Here is a 16,292-nt window from a genome sequence, read left to right on the forward strand (position 1 = left end):
TAGTCAATATTATTGTTGTCTAAAACAAAGCAAATAATGTGCCATCAAAAACATTTATCGTTTTAACACTTGTAGAAGGCTCAGCTCATCAAGCAGATTTTGCTCTTGCTTTGCAAGCAGCTGCTTTTGTTTTAGAACTTTTTTATCTTGAATAAAATTTAAGCCCTTTAATTTGGACTCAATTTGCTGGTATTGCTGGGTCACTTGCTGCTTTGATGATTGCACGTTATTAAGGGAGGAGTATTCCTTTTCGGTAGCATTATCAAGCTGTCTAATAAACCGATAATACTGCTGAATATAATGAGCTTCCTGTTGCTTACTCTTGGCTTCATTGAGTTGCGCAACGTAATCTAGACGATACCTTTCTATCTTTTTTATTTGCTGCTGATGGTTGCTTATCTGCACATTATACTGTCGTAATTGCAACAGTAATTGATCTTTTTGCTTGGCCAATAAGTTAATTACTGGCATTAATGAATTTGTTTTTGCCATCAATTTAACTCTGGGCACTGCTGTGCTACTTCAGCCAACAACATTTGCGAATCAGTAATATTGATCTTTTCATTCATAGATTGCTGTAAAAATGCCGTTAAAGTCGGTTGAATCAAGATGGCTTTATCAATATTAGGTTCACTGCCTTGTTGGTAAGCACCAATGGCAATTAATTCCTTATTTTGTTGATAAAGGCTATAGCTTTTTTTTACTTTTAAACTTTGTTTTAATTGTTCCGCTGACACTATGCTTGGCATCACCCTAGAAATGGATGATTCAATATCGATGGCAGGATAATGACCGCTTTCTGCTAGGTCGCGAGACAACATAATATGACCATCGAGAATGGCTCTAGCAGCATCTGCAATAGGATCTTGAGGGTCGTCGCCCTCTGTTAATACCGTATAAAAAGCGGTAAGGCTGCCTTGTTCGTTAGTGCTGTTGCCAGCTCGTTCTACCAAAGCCGGTAATTTAGCAAATACCGAAGGCGGATAGCCTTTAGTGGCAGGTGGTTCACCAATCGCGAGGGCGATTTCCCTTTGTGCTTGCGCATATCGAGTTAAACTATCCAACAACAATAGGGTATCTTTACCTTTATCTCGAAAATACTCAGCAATGGCTGTGGCCGTTTCACAGGCCCGTAAACGCATCAAAGGTGAGGCATCTGCAGGGGCGACCACCACCACGGCCTTTTTTCTGGCTTCAGGCCCAAGGATCTCATCGATAAACTCCCTGACTTCTCTGCCACGCTCCCCTACCAAACCCACGACAATCACCTCTGCAGCAGTGCCTTTGGTCATCATTCCTAACAACACCGATTTACCAACACCAGAGCCAGCAAAAAGTCCCATTCGTTGACCTTTACCCACCGTCAGCAAACTGTTTATAGACCTAATACCGACATCTAAAGCCTGTTCAACAGGCTGCCTTGATAATGGGTTGACCTGTTGTGGCTGGTAACTTAGGTCGATGTGCTCAGGCACCGGTAGTTCGTCGATAAACTCTCCATTGCCCGCTAAAATTCGCCCCAGAAGTTGCTCTGAAAAAGGTAAACTCTGCAAAGCATCAATGGGGGTCACTTTGGCACCTGGCGCTAATCTAGATATTTGCTGCAATGGCATTAAATACACTAATTGCTGATCAAAGCCGACAATTTCAGCTAAGGTGATTTGCCCTTGGTATTCAATAGAGCACTGAGCACCAAGGGCTGCATTAACGCCTTTAGCTTCTAAGGTTAACCCGACTACCCTAAGTAAAACACCACTGCTTGGAATGTTAATAGGCTTGAGTTTAGGTCGCTTGCTAAGTGCGCTAATCAGTTTTTCAGTACGAACATTCATCTATTTGCTTTTTAATTGTGACTGGGCTTGATGTATTAATTGTTCGACATCAATATCAATTAATGAGAAATCCTGTTTAATTTGATATTGGCCAGGGTGCAAGCTGGTATCGATAACCAATTTAATGGTGGTATTTTTCAAAACCGTTTCTAACTGCAAGGTTAAAGGCTCAAAATCCTCTTCACTGCAATGGATATTAATATCATTATGGGCCACATCTAGCTTGGATAATGCCTTTTTAATCTGTGCAATAATCACTTTAGATTGGGGTTGCAGCTCTTGCTGTAAGATCTGCGTGCAAGTGTCATTTATCACTTCATTTATGCTGTTAAGCACATATGAATCGATGTGCTCTAGGGGATGTTGGAGTGAATCGATTAGCCCTTGCAATTGTTCTAGACGCCGTTCAATCTGTTGCTGGCCTTGCTCTAACCCCTGTGCAAGCCCTTGCTGTTGACCGACTTCAAAACCTTGTTGTTGCCCTAACTGTTGCCCTTGTTCATAGCCCTGCTGCCGGCCTTCTTCAAATCCTTGTTGATGGCCCTGCTGCTGGGCCTGAAGGCGGATCTGCTCAATTTGTTCCGGCGTTGGTACATCGATAACCTCTTCAGCTACAGCTTCATTTCTAACAAAGACACCCTGTTGTTCAATGGTATTATCTTCTTGTTCAAAATCAGGATAGTGCCAAAGGGTCGCTTCAGTTGCCGAAGGTTGATTCATTACAAGAACTCTTCTTGATTATTATTACCAAAAACGATTTCTCCACTGTCCGATAATCTTCTGGCAATGGATAATATTTCTTTTTGAGCCGCTTCCACTTCGCTTAACCTGATTGGCGCCATCGCTTCAAGATCATCACGCATCATTTCAGATGCCCGCTTAGACATATTACCCAGGATTTTTTCTTGTAATTGCTCGTCAGCGCCTTTTAGGGACTTAAGCAGCACATCTTGTTGAATCTCTCTGAGTAATGTCTGCATACCTCTATCATCAATATCATTGAGATTATCAAACACAAACATCAAGTCTTGGATTTGTTGAGCCATTTCTTCATCTTGATGACGAATCGCATCCATCATCTGCGATTCCATCGCAGTATCTAGGTAGTTCATAATATCTGCTGCGGCTTTAAGCCCGCCCATCTTGGCGGCTTGGGTACCTGCTTGGCCGGCAAATTGTTTTTCCATAATATCATTCAATTCTTGCAATGCTGCCGGTTGAACTTCTTCTAAGTTCGCCACCCTTAACAACAGTTCATTACGCATACGCTCTGGAAATTGACTTAATATTTCGGCGGCTTGATCGGGTTCTAAATACGATAGAACAATAGTTTGTATCTGTGGGTGTTCATTATTAATGATGGATGCCACCTGGCGGCCATCCATCCATTTCAATGAATCTAAACCACTTGCCCCTTTACCCAACACTATTTGTTCAATAAAGTTACTCGCTTTATCTTCACCTAGCGCTGCCGTTAATGCCTTACGGACAAACTCTTCATTATTAAAACCAATAGAAGAAAAATGCTGTAATTCTGTCAGAAATAATCGATGTACACTGGCCACTTTTTCAGAACTGAAATCTCTCATTTCAGCCATTGCGGCACCCACCTTTTGAACCTGTTTAGGCTCAAGATGTTTAAGCAATACCGCCGCATCTCCCTCACTTAAACTAAGCAGTAATATTGCAGACTTTTCAATGCCAGAAAGGGTACTGATATCAAAACTTGCAGTTTCTAAAACTTCTGCAGTATTTTCTGTTTTAGGCATCTTCAGCTATCCAACTCTTAATAACTTGTATTGATAATTCCGGCTCATTGGCCACCAGAGAACGAATGGCTTTAAGCATGTCATCCTCTTTATTAATGTTCGGTATAATGATTGAACCATCTTCACCTTGTCTATATGCCATCGGTGAATTTTCTAGCATGCCAAGGGTATCCTGGGCTAACTGATCTTCAATTTCTGCAAGTTCAAAATTACTATTGCCCTCTTCATCTTGGTAGTCCTTACCGTAAATAAGTCGTTGTACCAGTGGCTTAATAATGGCCATAATGATCACTATAATGACCAACAGCGCAGCCCCGAGCCGCACCCACCATTGCACCACAGGTTGCTCAAACCAATTTACGGCCACACCATCAGCAACCAAAGAGTCCTGAAATGGTACATTAACCACTTCAATCACATCTCCACGAGACGCAGAAAAGCCAACTGCACCTTCAAGTAAGCGACGAATATTGGCCATTTGATTATCAGAAATGGGTCGTTTACTTAATTCCGGATTCGATTGCAATTCACTCGCGGTGGCATTGCGATAATTAACCGCAACGGATATGGTGACTCGTTGCACCACCCCAACTTGAGAACGGGTATAGCTTATTTGCGAATCTAATTCATAATTTCGTGTTTGCTCTTTATGACTGGAGTTTGGTCCTTGTTGACTGCCCTGTTGCTGCGACTCTTGCCCCTGTGGAATATTTGCTTCTATTGGGGGTTGATTACTTAAAGCACCAGGTATGCCACCAATAAAGCCGCCTTTGTTATTACTTTCTAATAACATTTCAGACCGAATCGCGGGATCTTGACTATTGAATGTCTTATTGGTCTGCTCTACGGCGGTAAAATCCATGGCCACATCCACTTGGGAACTGAAATTATCCAGCCCCAAGATTGGCATCAAAATGGTTTCGATTTTCTGTAAGTATTCACTTTCTTTGGCTTTGGTAATTTCCAGTTCTCGTCTGGCTTTGGCTGATACCCCATCTTGTGAGCCAGAATTTAATAAACGCCCCGTTTGGTCTGTTACAGTTACCCTTTTGGGGTTTAAGCCATGTACCGCCGAAGCCACGATGTCGACAATCGCATCAATTTCTTCTTGAGCTAGGGTCATCCTGCGGGCAATGGTAACAACCACCGTGGCGCTGGCTTCTTGTTGCTTACGGGCGAACACGTTTTCTTTGGGCAGGGCTAGAATAACTTTTGCCCGCGATACGGTTTGCAGTTGCTCAATCGCTTTAGCGAGATTCTGCTCTTGGGAAAATTTTAAGCGCGCTTGCTCTAGTCTTTGAGATACCCCAAAACCAGAATCTTGCTGTAAATAATCTTCGGTTTGTGCCGCAAGGCCCAGCCCTTCACGAGCCAGCAATAGCTTTACTTTCTGGTAATCATCAACGGTGACCGAAATAGTATTATTTAGCAGCTCGTAATCAATATTATTTTTATCTAATGAATCTAAAACAGGGATAAGCTGCTCTGTTTCCATTTTCGCTAATGGCCGCATATCTGGCTCATTAGCCCAAATTAAAATAAAAATAGTCATTGCCAAGGCAATCAGTAAAGCTAATATCAAGGTTACCTGACGTAACATATCTACGTCGGCTAGCTTTTTGACTACACTGGTATTTTCTTCTGGCTGTGATTGGCTAGCAGGAAATTTAGCACTATCGGAACTCACTACCACGTCGGTTGATGCTTCACTCACCTAAGACACCTTACTTAAATCGGCATGGATATAATAGTTTTATAAGCTTCTACTAGCTTATTACGTACTTCTACCGTTGCTTCAAAAGCAACAGATGCTTTTTCTCGAGCAATAACGGTATCGGCAAGAGTAATGGAATCATCCCCTAATTCTTTTCGAGTAGTCATGTCTGCGGATGTTTTTTGTAAACCATTAACGGTATTTACCGCAACAGAGAGCAGCTCACCAAAATCACTCCCTTTAACAGGAGCATGACTCGGTAACACTTGGTTGCTTTGTTGTGGTTGAACTTCAAGACGCTGTTGCATCATTTGTTGCAATAGCGGATTTTCTTTTAATTGCATACCAATCCTTAGTTTTATTGTTCTTACACTTCAATGCCTAAATCGCGCATTTTGGCTAATTTATAACGCAAAGTTCGTGGACTAATACCTAGTTCCTGTGCCACTTGCGCCCTATTACCGCGAAATTGCTCAAGCCTTTGTAAAATAATTTGATGCTCCTGAGCAACCACTTCAGATTTTAAGTCTGGGGCTTGCGGTTCTAAAACTTTATTATTTAAATCAATTGCTTCTAATAAAATATCATCTTCTGAAATATTGTCACTAGCTAAAATCAAAGCCCGCTGAATCACATTTTCTAACTCCCTAACATTACCCGGCCAGCAATAGCCTTCGAGCTTATCTTTAGCAGCGTCAGTCAAGTTTAAAGCAGCACCAGAAGTGGAGTATTTTTGAATAAAACTCTCAGCTAAAGGCACAATATCCTTTGGCCGTTGACATAATGCAAGCGCCTGTAAAGGAAATACATTCAAACGATAATAGAGATCTTCCCGAAACTCTCCGGCTTTTACCGCTTTCAGTAAATCTCTGTTGCTAGTTGCTATGATCCTGACATCTAGGGTTATCGTTTTCTTCGAACCAAGTCTTTCAACTTCTTTTTCTTGCAATACCCTAAGCAGTTTGGCCTGCAATTCTAGTGCCATTTCTGTAATTTCATCAAGCAACAACGTGCCTTGTTGAGCTTGCTCGAATTTACCTGGGCAAGCTTGATGGGCACCGGTAAAAGCGCCTTTTTCGTAACCAAACAGAGTAGATTCGAGCATACTCTCAGGAATTGCAGCACAATTTATCGCCACAAAAGGGCCATCCGCACGGGCTGAATGGTTGTGTAAATATTGTGCTAACACTTCTTTACCTGCACCACTTGGGCCATTGATCAGCACAGTTGCATCGGATTTTGCCACCTTAGCAGCGAGGCTGTAGAGCTGTTGGGACTGTGGGTCTGCAACAATGGCCTGCTGTGAGGGTTGACTCATCATATAGCGTTCAACTTGGGCCAATAGTACTTGAGGGGTGAAGGGTTTGGCTAAATAGTCTTTCGCCCCTAGCTTAATGGCTTTAACGGCATGCTCAACTTGACTAAATGCCGTCATTAATAGTATGGGGATATGATTGAAATGGCTGGCTACATAATCAAGTAAACCAAAGCCACCAATACCAGACATTTGGACATCTGAAATGATCAGTGCGAATGGTTGTGCTTTTAATTTCGCTATTGCCGCTTCAGCACAATCAACCCATACACAATCCATGTTGGCCAACTCTAAAGTATCGACTAACGCTTCTGCTAAATTAATATCGTCTTCTACCAATAAAATAGTTTTAGTCATGGAGTGCACCCGTTATTGGCATTATTATTTTAACTTGAAAACCTTGCTGAGGTTCTGACCACAAGCTGATCGCACCATGGTGATTCTTGACGACACTAAATAAAACCGCCAAACCTAATCCAGTGCCTTGAGGCTTGTTAGTTTCAAATGGATCAAAAGCATTAGCGAGCTTTTCCTTGGCCATGCCTTCCCCATTATCGGTGATGGTGATACACAAATTACCCTGCTCAATAGCAAAGCGACACTCAACTGCCGTTGCCTTAGCTTCGATAGCATTAATAACTGCATTGGCTAAAGCCGAACTTAAACCACCTAAGTCACCTAATAAAGACCATTCTGTATCATTTAAAACAGTAAATCGTATCTGTGATTGCTGTACTACAGCGTCAACTTGTTGCTCTAAACTGGCTAACAATTGGTCATTAGTAAAGCTTTCTGGGCTTTTATTCTTGCCCTTTGAAAACAATAACATATCTTCAACCTGGCGCTCTAATTCCATTAGCCTGCTCAGTAATTTAGTTTGAAATTTGTGTTGCATCTCAGGCTTTAAATGGGTGTTGGCAAGATTACTGGCATACAGCAATGCCGCACTCAATGGGGTACGAATTTGATGGGCCATTGACGCCATCATGGTGCCTAGCGAGGAAAGCTTTTGCAACTGGGCAACGTTTTGCTGCAACGCTCTGGTTTCGGTTAAATCGGTTAATGTAATTAAGGTTGCATAACCATTAGGCAAGGCATTGATCTCAACTTTAACACGTCGACCATTTTTCAATGAAATTTCATGGCCATCATCGGCTCGTGGTTGAAAATTCTGACTTAAGATCAAAGCCCAGCTTTTATTGAGCAAAGGTTGATTGAACAAGTTTTCAGCGGCACTATTGGCATACTGGATCACCCCCGAAGGAGCTAATAAAATAATGGCATGGGGAATACTGTCAAATACAATTCTGGCAGACATCGAATCCACATCTAATCCTGATGTCTGTTGTAAAGGAGAGATAAACTGCAAAACCTAACCTGTGCAATACACTAATTATTCTTATAACTACATAATCACACAAGTGAGCAACAATTTGAACAACAATTTTTTTAAATTTGAGTAACTAAAATTCAAAAAGCGGAAAAATGACGCCTACTTCCCTAAACCATATTTTCGCATTTTCTCAACTAAAGTCGTTCTGCGGACACCGAGCATATCGGCGGCTCGAGAAACTACCGAATCTTGCTTATCAAGGGCTTGTTTTATCAGCTCAATTTCCATTTCGGCAAGCATATCTTTTAAATTAACGCCATCATCGGGTAACAAGCTAACAATATTATTATTGGTGTGATTTTGCACACTAGGGAGTAAATCTAAATCCTCATTATTTAGAAAATCAGCAGTATCGTTACTGCAAGATACTAAGGTTTTTAGCATGTACTCCCTTGGTAAGTCCTGCAAACTAATTATTGGCTTATTGGTCAACAATACTAATCTGTTTAATAGATTCTGTAGTTCTTGATAATTACCATACCAAGGTAGCATTGAGATATGATCAATCAGTTCTTGGGAAACGTCTATGTTGTGGTCAGTTATCTCAAGCAATACTTTTTTTACTAGGAAGGTAAAATCATCTTTTCTTTCCCTTAGGCTTGGGATCCTAAGGGGAATAGTTGCTGCTAAATAATAAAACTCTGGTAATAACCGACCTTGATGTAACGCATCATTTATTACATCATCACTACCCAAAATAATTCTAATTTGAGATTTATACTCATTAAAGCAACCAACAGGTGAATAGCTGCCGTATTTAATAAGGCGAATAAACTTACTTTGAACAGGCAAAGGCAGTTGGCAAAAATTATCGATAAATAATGTTGCCCCATTGGCTTTTGCTATGAGTCCTTGGTGTTCAATATTGTTGATTTTGTCTTCAACCCCAAAAAGCTGATTTAAAATCGAATCGTGATTTAATCCTGCGCAATCAAAACTAAACAATGGCGCATCAACATGACTCAGTTCATGTAAGCAAGCTGCCACTTTTTCACGAAAACAACCAGCTTCACTTATCAGCACAGCAGATAATGTTGAATTGGCTAATTTTGTAATAGCAGCCCTTAATTCTTGGATTGACTGACTGCTACCTTGCAGCCACAAAGGCATCACCGATGCAGAACTAGAAGCGGTCATCTCATTCCCAATTTGAAACCTTTCATTTCCCAAGTGCATGTTTATTATTCATTATTGTTTTATAGGGTTACACTAAGGTAAAAAAATACCTTAATCAAGTAATAATGCGCCGATTGTATAACATTTATACTGTTAATGGCTCTATAAATTTCAATGTTTATCATAGAGTTATGATTATACTACTAAAGCTGAACCGTACCTGTATTGGTTGACTGTATTAAATAGTTTCAGCGGTTAATGAGGTGGTGTGATGTTCTGCACTGTCAATGGCGTCCCAGCCTTCTTTTAAAGTACGAACTAAATCACTGGCCACCTCAATCGCATCAGTATTATTCTCTAAAATAGCACTTGATAAGTTTGTCAAAATATAGTCATATAAATTTTGTAGATTCTCAGCGACGTCATTATCTTCATCCATCACTAAAGATTGATTTAGGCTTTGAATAATTTGAACTGCCTTAGTCAGATTATCACTTTTAAGAGCAAGATCATTATTTTCAATACCATACTTAGCTTTTGCCAACCGCTCTAGACAAGAAGCAAATAATAATTGGATCACCCGATGAGGAGAGGCATCCTGAACTTGAGCTTCAACTGATACTTTACGATAAGACTGTAATGAACCACGCATAATAATATTACTTCCTTATTTGTTGTTTTTATATTGTTGTATTTTCTTATTTCCAAGCTGTTGTTGTTGAATTTGCTTGGTTCTGTGTAACTGTAATTGTTGGATCTGCTCAATAAACTTTGTGGTGAGTGCAAATTGTTGCTCGGCTTGTAATTCGCTTAATGGCAGTTGCTGTAATAGCTTATCCCTTAAATTAATTTTATTTGCAATAGTAGATAAGCAGACATCACTTTGCTCAATGTCTGTTAAATCAAGCTTGCTCAGCAATGTAAGTTCCCTCTCAATTGCTTGGTTAACGGCTAATAATTCCATCTAATTAGTTACTCTTAACCATACCAGGTAAAGAATCAAAACGACTCGCCAAGAAAGAGCCTTGGGTATTTAATTGTGCAACCAATAAGTCCATTGCCGAATACTGGGCATAAAGTCTCGCCTCATAGGAGACCATTTTACGGTCTAAAGCTACCCTAGAATCCTCAATGCGCTCCATTTGTATATCTAAAGTTTGATCGCGGGAATCCAGTAATCCACCGGTTTGGGTGTAAACATCAACAACACTATGCAAATGGGCCGCAAAGCCGCTATCTTCAGCAGCAAAAAAGTGTTGTACTTTATTCGGCGAGGTTTCTAAAGTGTCATTTAACTTAGCGGTATCAAGACTCATTTTGCCAAACTCATCTAAGCTAATGCCATAATGGCTTAAGATTTTATCTTCGCCACCATCAGAAAATGACTTGAATAAACTATTGCGTACTTGCGATTGGAAAGTGCGTATTAATGAGTCACCTTGTAACACACCTGCATCGCCAGTTTCGCTGTCATAGCCTGACATAGAAGACATAGTGCTAATTAATTCATTATAACTGTCAACAAACTCTTTGACTGCTGTTGTTGTTTTACCGTTATCGGCACTAATGGTAACCTTGGTCGCCTCTCCCAAGGCTGCTTGTTTAAGATCCAGCGTCACGCCATTGATGGCATTCTCTACCGTATTTGAACTTGAAGTGACAGCAAAACCATCGATGAGCAGTTGGGCGTCCTGGGCTGCAATATCGGTCATGTTAATCGCATCAAATGCGGCTTTTAGATTATCACTGCCCCTTGGAATAACAGTAATATTATTAGCAGTACCGGTTTCTTTACTGGTTAGGACTAAGCGCGCCCCATCATCACTGCTAATTACCGCGGCGGTTACGGTTGAGTTTTGTTCGGAATTATTAATGAGGTCGGCAGCATCCTGGAGACTATCACTCCAAGTTAAATCAACTTGAAACGTTTCTTCACCTGAGGAAATTTTTAGAAAACCTGCACCTGGGATTGACTCAGCGCTGGTTAATGGCACACTCGCAAGTTTATGGGCCGTTGCCAGTTGATTAACTTCGATAGAATAACTTGAAGCAGCCACCCCTTCTGCAACGGTTGCCGTTAAATAGTCCTTATTACTTTGAGTCACCTTCGACGAGTTATAGGTCACCTCATCTTGTAAGGCTTGCAATTTCTCCTGGAAACTCTCCATCGCAGCCTTTAAAGCACCAATGGCAGAAATTTCGGTAGTCAACTCTCCTTGTTGCTTATCAAACAAAGCCACTTTAGGCGCTTTTTCAACGTTGACTAAAGACTCTACAATACCATTAATATCGAGACCAGAGCCGATCCCTGCTGCCGTTAAACCCATGGTAAAACCTCAAATAATTCGTTAACTAAACTTTGTCAGAAAGTAGCATGCCGGCTATTTCCGCCATCCTGCTTGCCAATTCCAGGGCGTCTTGGGATGGAATTTGGCGGATCACTTCACCGGTTGTTTCATCGATAACTTTAACAACGGCGGTCTGGGTTTCAGTATCAACACTAAAATTCAAGCCTTTTTGAGTTTGACTCATCAATTGATTCATCGCCTCAGTAATGCTTTGTAAGTCTTCAACTTTTAACACAGCTTGATTATTGTCTGTCGCCTTTAATTCAGCAGGTTCTGTGCCAACACTTTGTTTTTTTTCGAGCCCGTTATTTTTTAACTGCTCTTTAACCAAATGCGCCTGATTTTCATTGCTAATATTAGGAAGTACTGCCGCTGATTTTAATGCATCCATGATTAAATCCTCTTTTATGGCTTATTTCCGAATGGGTAACCCTTATTGATTTATAGGCAAAAAAGGAGGCAAAAGCTTGCCTCCCCTTATCAATCACTTGCCTAACCTACCGATTAAAGTAGAGATAACGCTACCTGTGGTAACTGGTTCGCTTGCGCAAGCATTGCAGATGAAGACTGAGACAGGATCTGTTGCTTAGTCATTTCTGCCGTTTCTTTCGCAAAATCAACATCTTGAATACGTGAGCGAGCATCAGATACGTTAGTTGCAATATTGCTTAAGTTATTAATGGTGAAGCTCATACGGTTTTGTACCGCACCTAAGTCCGCACGGTTAGAGTCGATATTAGCAATCGCTTCATCAATCACAGCAATCGCAGACTGTGCACCAGTAACTGAAGTCACATCTACATCCGCTACCGACATACCAGAGTTATCCGCACCAATGGTGTTATCAACGATGGCTGTTGCTGCACCACCTGCCGCTGTCCATGTTGTATCCGCAGTTTGAGTAGTAATGGCTAAGTTAGAAGCAACCGCACCATCATTTTCTAAAGCACCAGCGAAACCTACATTACCGTTTTCAGCAAAAGCACGGACTTCTAGACCAGCACCTTCAAAAGTAGAGTTAATCTCAGCAGCTAAGGTATCAGAATCTGATACACGAGAAAGGTCAATGGCTAATACTTGCGCACCAGAACCATCAGCTGGAGTATAAGTAAATTCAAGTACACCATCGTTTGTTGCCGCACCCGCATTCGTTAGCGCATCAATATCTGCAGCTGAAACACTACCACCAGATACACTCTTCATAGAAGTAAAACCAATTTGGTCTGCAGATACATCGTTTAGTGACAATGAAATAGTTTCACCGCCTTTCGCACCCACTTGGAAAGACTGAGTACCGTAAGTACCGTCTAGTAGTTTTTGACTACCGAAAGAAGTAGTATCTGCAATACGAGTAATTTCTTTTTGTAGTGCAGAAATTTCTTTTTGCATAGCAGTACGTTCGTCGCTAGAGTTTGAACCGTTAGCAGCCTGTACAGACAAGTCACGCATACGTTGAAGAATATTGGTTGACTCTTGCATTGCGCCTTCCGCGGTTTGCGCAATCGAGATACCATCGTTAGCGTTACGCATTGCAACATCAAGACCGTTAATTTGAGATGTTAGTCGGTTCGAGATTTGCAGACCCGCGGCATCGTCTTTAGCTGAGTTAATGCGAAGACCAGAAGACAAACGCTCCATTGAGCCTTGCACGCCGAAGTTTGCTTTGTTTAGGTTACCCTGTGCCTGCATTGAGGTCACATTAGTATTTACCGTAATAGCCATAATTTGATTTCCTTATTAAATCTATTAAAAGCCTGTAATCACAAGCACAGTAGAGGATGATTACTGCCTCTGTAACAGGTTTTCGGCTAGGAACAAAAATACTTTAGGAGTTTTTAACGAAAAATAGAAAATTCTTTATTAAACGTGAAGTTAGTGCTTTAAAAGCCCTTATATCAAGGCTTGAGTTGGACGATATTGCACCAAGCTCTAAGTAAAATAACTTAGAGCAACGAAAACGATTTAAATATAATCAAACAAAGTGGTTGAATTTATTTTGGCAAAGCTTTGGGTTGCCGCTTGCATGGCAAGGGATTGCCGCTCAAATTCACTAATAGCTTGTGCGAAATCAATGTCCTGTAATGGGGCGATGGCTCTGGCATTCAATAATTGATTTTCTTGATGAGCCGGTTGGTAATAATCAAGACGCTGTAATTGGCTGCCTATTTTTGAACGGTTGACATCTAAAGCATCCATGGTTCCAGTCAAGTCATCAAGTAAAGTGGCGTATTCTGCTTGATCGAGCTGAGCTATCCCACCTGGGGTGGTCATTAACTCTTGGGCTCTGGTTATGGCTGCAAATACATCCAAGCCGCCGTTAATTGGGCTAAGAAATGCATCCGAACCGCTCACATTCGTCGTCACTGTCACGCCATCGGCAACATTAAGCTGGCGATTTAAATCATCCCCTTGATAAATGATCACGCCAGTGCCGTCATCCACAAATGGAATGGTATCGGTCTGACTGCCGGCAAAAATATAGTTTCCAGACTCATCTTTTGAGTTGGCCAATTCAAGCAGCCCTTGTTTAATCTGGTCTAATTCATTACTGATTGCTTGTTTATCAAGATCAGATAATGCACCTGAGTTAGCATACAGCAACCTTTCATTAGCCATACCAATATAGTCTTGGGCACCTTGGATCAAATCTTCGGTAGAAGCCAAACGATTTTGCGCATAAATAATATTACTAAGGTACTGGTCTAATTGTGCATTTTGATGATTCAAGTTATCAATAGCCACCATAGCAACCGGGTCATCGCCAGCGGTCACGACACGTTTACCCGATGAAATTTGCTCCAGTGATTGGGTTACCTTATTTTGCGATTGGGAGATATTATTAGTATTTTGATAGTACAATTGATTTGTAGAAACGCGCATAATTGTTCCCTACCTTAAAGACATAAATAAAGTATCAAACAATTCCGAAGCCGTTGTCATGACTCTGGCAGAAGCTTGATAGGCTTGTTGAAAACGCATTAAATCAGCGGCTTCTTCATCTAAATTGACCCCTGATTCCGATTCCACTCGCGCATAGGCTTGATCAAACATCGACTGAGCAGTATCCACTGCAATCGCCGCACTATAGGTATTTGAACCGACCGTTGATTTTGCCTCCTGGTAAATATCCATGATACTGGATTGACCATCGCGCATTATTTTGGCGCCACTGACATCTGTCATCCTTTTAATATTGCGGTTATCGCCGCTGCCGCCAGTCACATCGATAGTAAAACTTGCGCCATCGAGCAGGGGTTGTTTTAGGCTAAAACTCACCCCAAAAACGCTACCAGAGAGCGGCTCTCCGCTGAGTGTGCCGACAACAGGGTTACCTAAATCATCCAATGCACTGAAGGTACCATTAGTAATATCAATGGTGACATCAGATGAGAAATTTGCGGCAAAGTTAGGATCGGTTCTATCAATGTTGGTTAACATCACCCCTTGTTCAGGCTGTGAATTAGCAAAGACACCCGCCGTCGCGGCAATCTGCTGTGGTTGCTTAATCAAGCTTTTGATTTCATGGGCAGCATCAATGCTGGGACGAATATCAAATTTATCACCATCTTGTAGATTAGCTAAGGCATCGGTTTGAATACTAAAACCCTGAGCAGAATTAAGACGATTAGGATCGGCAGCATCGATTGTTAATAACTCAACTTGTCCGGTTCTATGATTTTTTAACTGGTAACCAACACTCGCATCATAGTGTAATTGATAACTGTCCGCCGCTAAGGCTGAAACATCATTAATTTCAACCGTCACATAGGCACTGCCTTGATTCTTGTCATAAGCAAAAGATCGACGTTCAGTCAGCGCTTTTTCATTGATATCAGTAAACAAATTACTGCCAATATCACCATTAAGATCTAGGCCCTGAGCTTGAGCAGTATTGAACGCATCCATAATGCCTAGAGCCATTAAACCCAGTTCATCCATAGCCGGGATAAGGTTGTTATCCCGATAATCATGTAATGCCCCCAGTTCACCATTGAAACGGCTACCATCAAGACTAATTTTATTGCCATGGAGATCCGCTTGTAGGCGAGTTTGCTTAGGATCAGGTTCACCATTGACCATCGATAGTTCTGCAGGAAAAGTAGATGAAACCAACATCACTGAACCACCAAACATAACCGAACTGCCACCTTCTTCAAGGGCAATAACACTGACATCACCGTACTGAGTGAGCTCTTGTAATAATGCAGTCTGACGATCTAAAAGGGTAAAGTTTTGCTCGACTCCCTTTTGTAATTCTTGATTAATATGCGCCAGTTCAATAGCAATATCATTGATATGATTGACGGTGCCTGATAATTGCGAGTTAACTTGGGTAATTTGCCTGTCCAAATTATTATGCAGGGCATTAAAATTATCGGTTAACTGCTCTGCACTCAAAATTAAATTGGTACGCATGCCAATATCATTAGGAATATCAGCTACCGCATTTAAGGCGGTATAGAAATCGGTCAATGAACTCGGCACCCCTTGACCAACGGTAGAAAAGATTTCGTCGAGCTCATTTTGTTTGGCCAACGCCGTTTGCGCATAGCTTAAAGTGGACTGGTTTAATCTTAATTCTCGATGGGCGTATTCGTTGTATACTCGCTTTACATCTGAAACGTAAGTACCTGAACCATAATTAAAATTGCCAATATAAATACCATCTTGGGAGCGCTGTTCAACGACTTGACGTGAATATCCATCAGTATTGACATTAGCAATATTATGCCCCGTCACATTTAATCGTGACTGGGCGGCCATCAAACCTGAGCGGCCAATATCAAATAAACTCATTACTTACC

General features: G+C 41.3%; 16 protein-coding genes. All 16 read right to left on the bottom strand.

All coding sequences use genetic code 11. The features are described 5' to 3' along the window. Positions 1 to 54: 54 nt before the first annotated feature. Entirely contained in the window at positions 55 to 492 is a 438-nt protein-coding gene (locus GFB48_RS11900) for a flagellar FliJ family protein (protein WP_163935824.1), read from the bottom strand. Further along, entirely contained in the window at positions 492 to 1,832 is a 1,341-nt protein-coding gene (locus GFB48_RS11905; RefSeq protein WP_163935827.1) for a FliI/YscN family ATPase, read from the bottom strand. Before GFB48_RS11905 ends, GFB48_RS11900 begins: the two co-directional genes overlap by 1 nt. Continuing rightward, positions 1,833 to 2,552: a FliH/SctL family protein gene (locus GFB48_RS11910; protein ID WP_163935829.1), complete on the bottom strand. Its 720-nt coding sequence runs from the start codon at positions 2,550 to 2,552 to the stop codon at positions 1,833 to 1,835. Then, entirely contained in the window at positions 2,552 to 3,601 is a 1,050-nt protein-coding gene (gene fliG / locus GFB48_RS11915; RefSeq protein WP_163935832.1) for a flagellar motor switch protein FliG, read from the bottom strand. The genes GFB48_RS11910 and fliG overlap by 1 nt, the downstream gene beginning before the upstream one ends. Continuing rightward, positions 3,594 to 5,315: a flagellar basal-body MS-ring/collar protein FliF gene (gene fliF / locus GFB48_RS11920; protein ID WP_240464869.1), complete on the bottom strand. Its 1,722-nt coding sequence runs from the start codon at positions 5,313 to 5,315 to the stop codon at positions 3,594 to 3,596. Before fliF ends, fliG begins: the two co-directional genes overlap by 8 nt. Positions 5,316 to 5,329: 14 nt before the next feature. Further along, positions 5,330 to 5,659, bottom strand: a complete 330-nt coding sequence (gene fliE / locus GFB48_RS11925; RefSeq protein WP_163935836.1) for a flagellar hook-basal body complex protein FliE — start codon at positions 5,657 to 5,659, stop codon at positions 5,330 to 5,332. A gap of 23 nt (positions 5,660 to 5,682) precedes the next feature. Further along, positions 5,683 to 6,987 carry a sigma-54 dependent transcriptional regulator gene (locus GFB48_RS11930; RefSeq protein WP_163935840.1) on the bottom strand — a complete coding sequence of 435 codons (1,305 nt, stop codon included), beginning with the start codon at positions 6,985 to 6,987 and terminating at the stop codon, positions 5,683 to 5,685. Beyond that, positions 6,980 to 7,999 carry a nitrogen regulation protein NR(II) gene (locus tag GFB48_RS11935; RefSeq protein WP_163935843.1) on the bottom strand — a complete coding sequence of 340 codons (1,020 nt, stop codon included), beginning with the start codon at positions 7,997 to 7,999 and terminating at the stop codon, positions 6,980 to 6,982. Before GFB48_RS11935 ends, GFB48_RS11930 begins: the two co-directional genes overlap by 8 nt. Positions 8,000 to 8,122: 123 nt before the next feature. Further along, positions 8,123 to 9,160, bottom strand: a complete 1,038-nt coding sequence (locus GFB48_RS11940) for a sigma-54 dependent transcriptional regulator (protein ID WP_163935846.1) — start codon at positions 9,158 to 9,160, stop codon at positions 8,123 to 8,125. A 217-nt stretch (positions 9,161 to 9,377) separates the two neighbouring features. Next, positions 9,378 to 9,791 carry a flagellar export chaperone FliS gene (gene fliS / locus GFB48_RS11945; RefSeq protein WP_163935849.1) on the bottom strand — a complete coding sequence of 138 codons (414 nt, stop codon included), beginning with the start codon at positions 9,789 to 9,791 and terminating at the stop codon, positions 9,378 to 9,380. Positions 9,792 to 9,806: 15 nt separating this feature from the next. After that, entirely contained in the window at positions 9,807 to 10,103 is a 297-nt protein-coding gene (locus GFB48_RS11950; protein ID WP_163935852.1) for a hypothetical protein, read from the bottom strand. Between the two features lie 4 nt (positions 10,104 to 10,107). Then, complete coding sequence (gene fliD, locus GFB48_RS11955; RefSeq protein WP_163935854.1) at positions 10,108 to 11,466, bottom strand: flagellar filament capping protein FliD; 1,359 nt, start codon at positions 11,464 to 11,466, stop codon at positions 10,108 to 10,110. Positions 11,467 to 11,491: 25 nt separating this feature from the next. After that, on the bottom strand, positions 11,492 to 11,878 hold the full coding sequence (locus tag GFB48_RS11960; protein ID WP_163935857.1) for a flagellar protein FlaG: 387 nt from the start codon (positions 11,876 to 11,878) through the stop codon (positions 11,492 to 11,494). 113 nt (positions 11,879 to 11,991) lie between these two features. Then, positions 11,992 to 13,209 (bottom strand): flagellin, encoded by a 1,218-nt coding sequence (locus GFB48_RS11965; protein ID WP_163935859.1) that lies wholly within the window; start codon positions 13,207 to 13,209, stop codon positions 11,992 to 11,994. Between the two features lie 240 nt (positions 13,210 to 13,449). Beyond that, positions 13,450 to 14,367: a flagellar hook-associated protein FlgL gene (flgL, locus tag GFB48_RS11970; RefSeq protein ID WP_163935862.1), complete on the bottom strand. Its 918-nt coding sequence runs from the start codon at positions 14,365 to 14,367 to the stop codon at positions 13,450 to 13,452. A 9-nt stretch (positions 14,368 to 14,376) separates the two neighbouring features. Continuing rightward, complete coding sequence (gene flgK, locus GFB48_RS11975) at positions 14,377 to 16,284, bottom strand: flagellar hook-associated protein FlgK (RefSeq protein ID WP_163935865.1); 1,908 nt, start codon at positions 16,282 to 16,284, stop codon at positions 14,377 to 14,379. Positions 16,285 to 16,292: the final 8 nt, after the last annotated feature.

The sequence above is a fragment of the Paraferrimonas sp. SM1919 genome, from assembly GCF_010993985.1.
Classification (GTDB): domain Bacteria; phylum Pseudomonadota; class Gammaproteobacteria; order Enterobacterales; family Shewanellaceae; genus SM1919.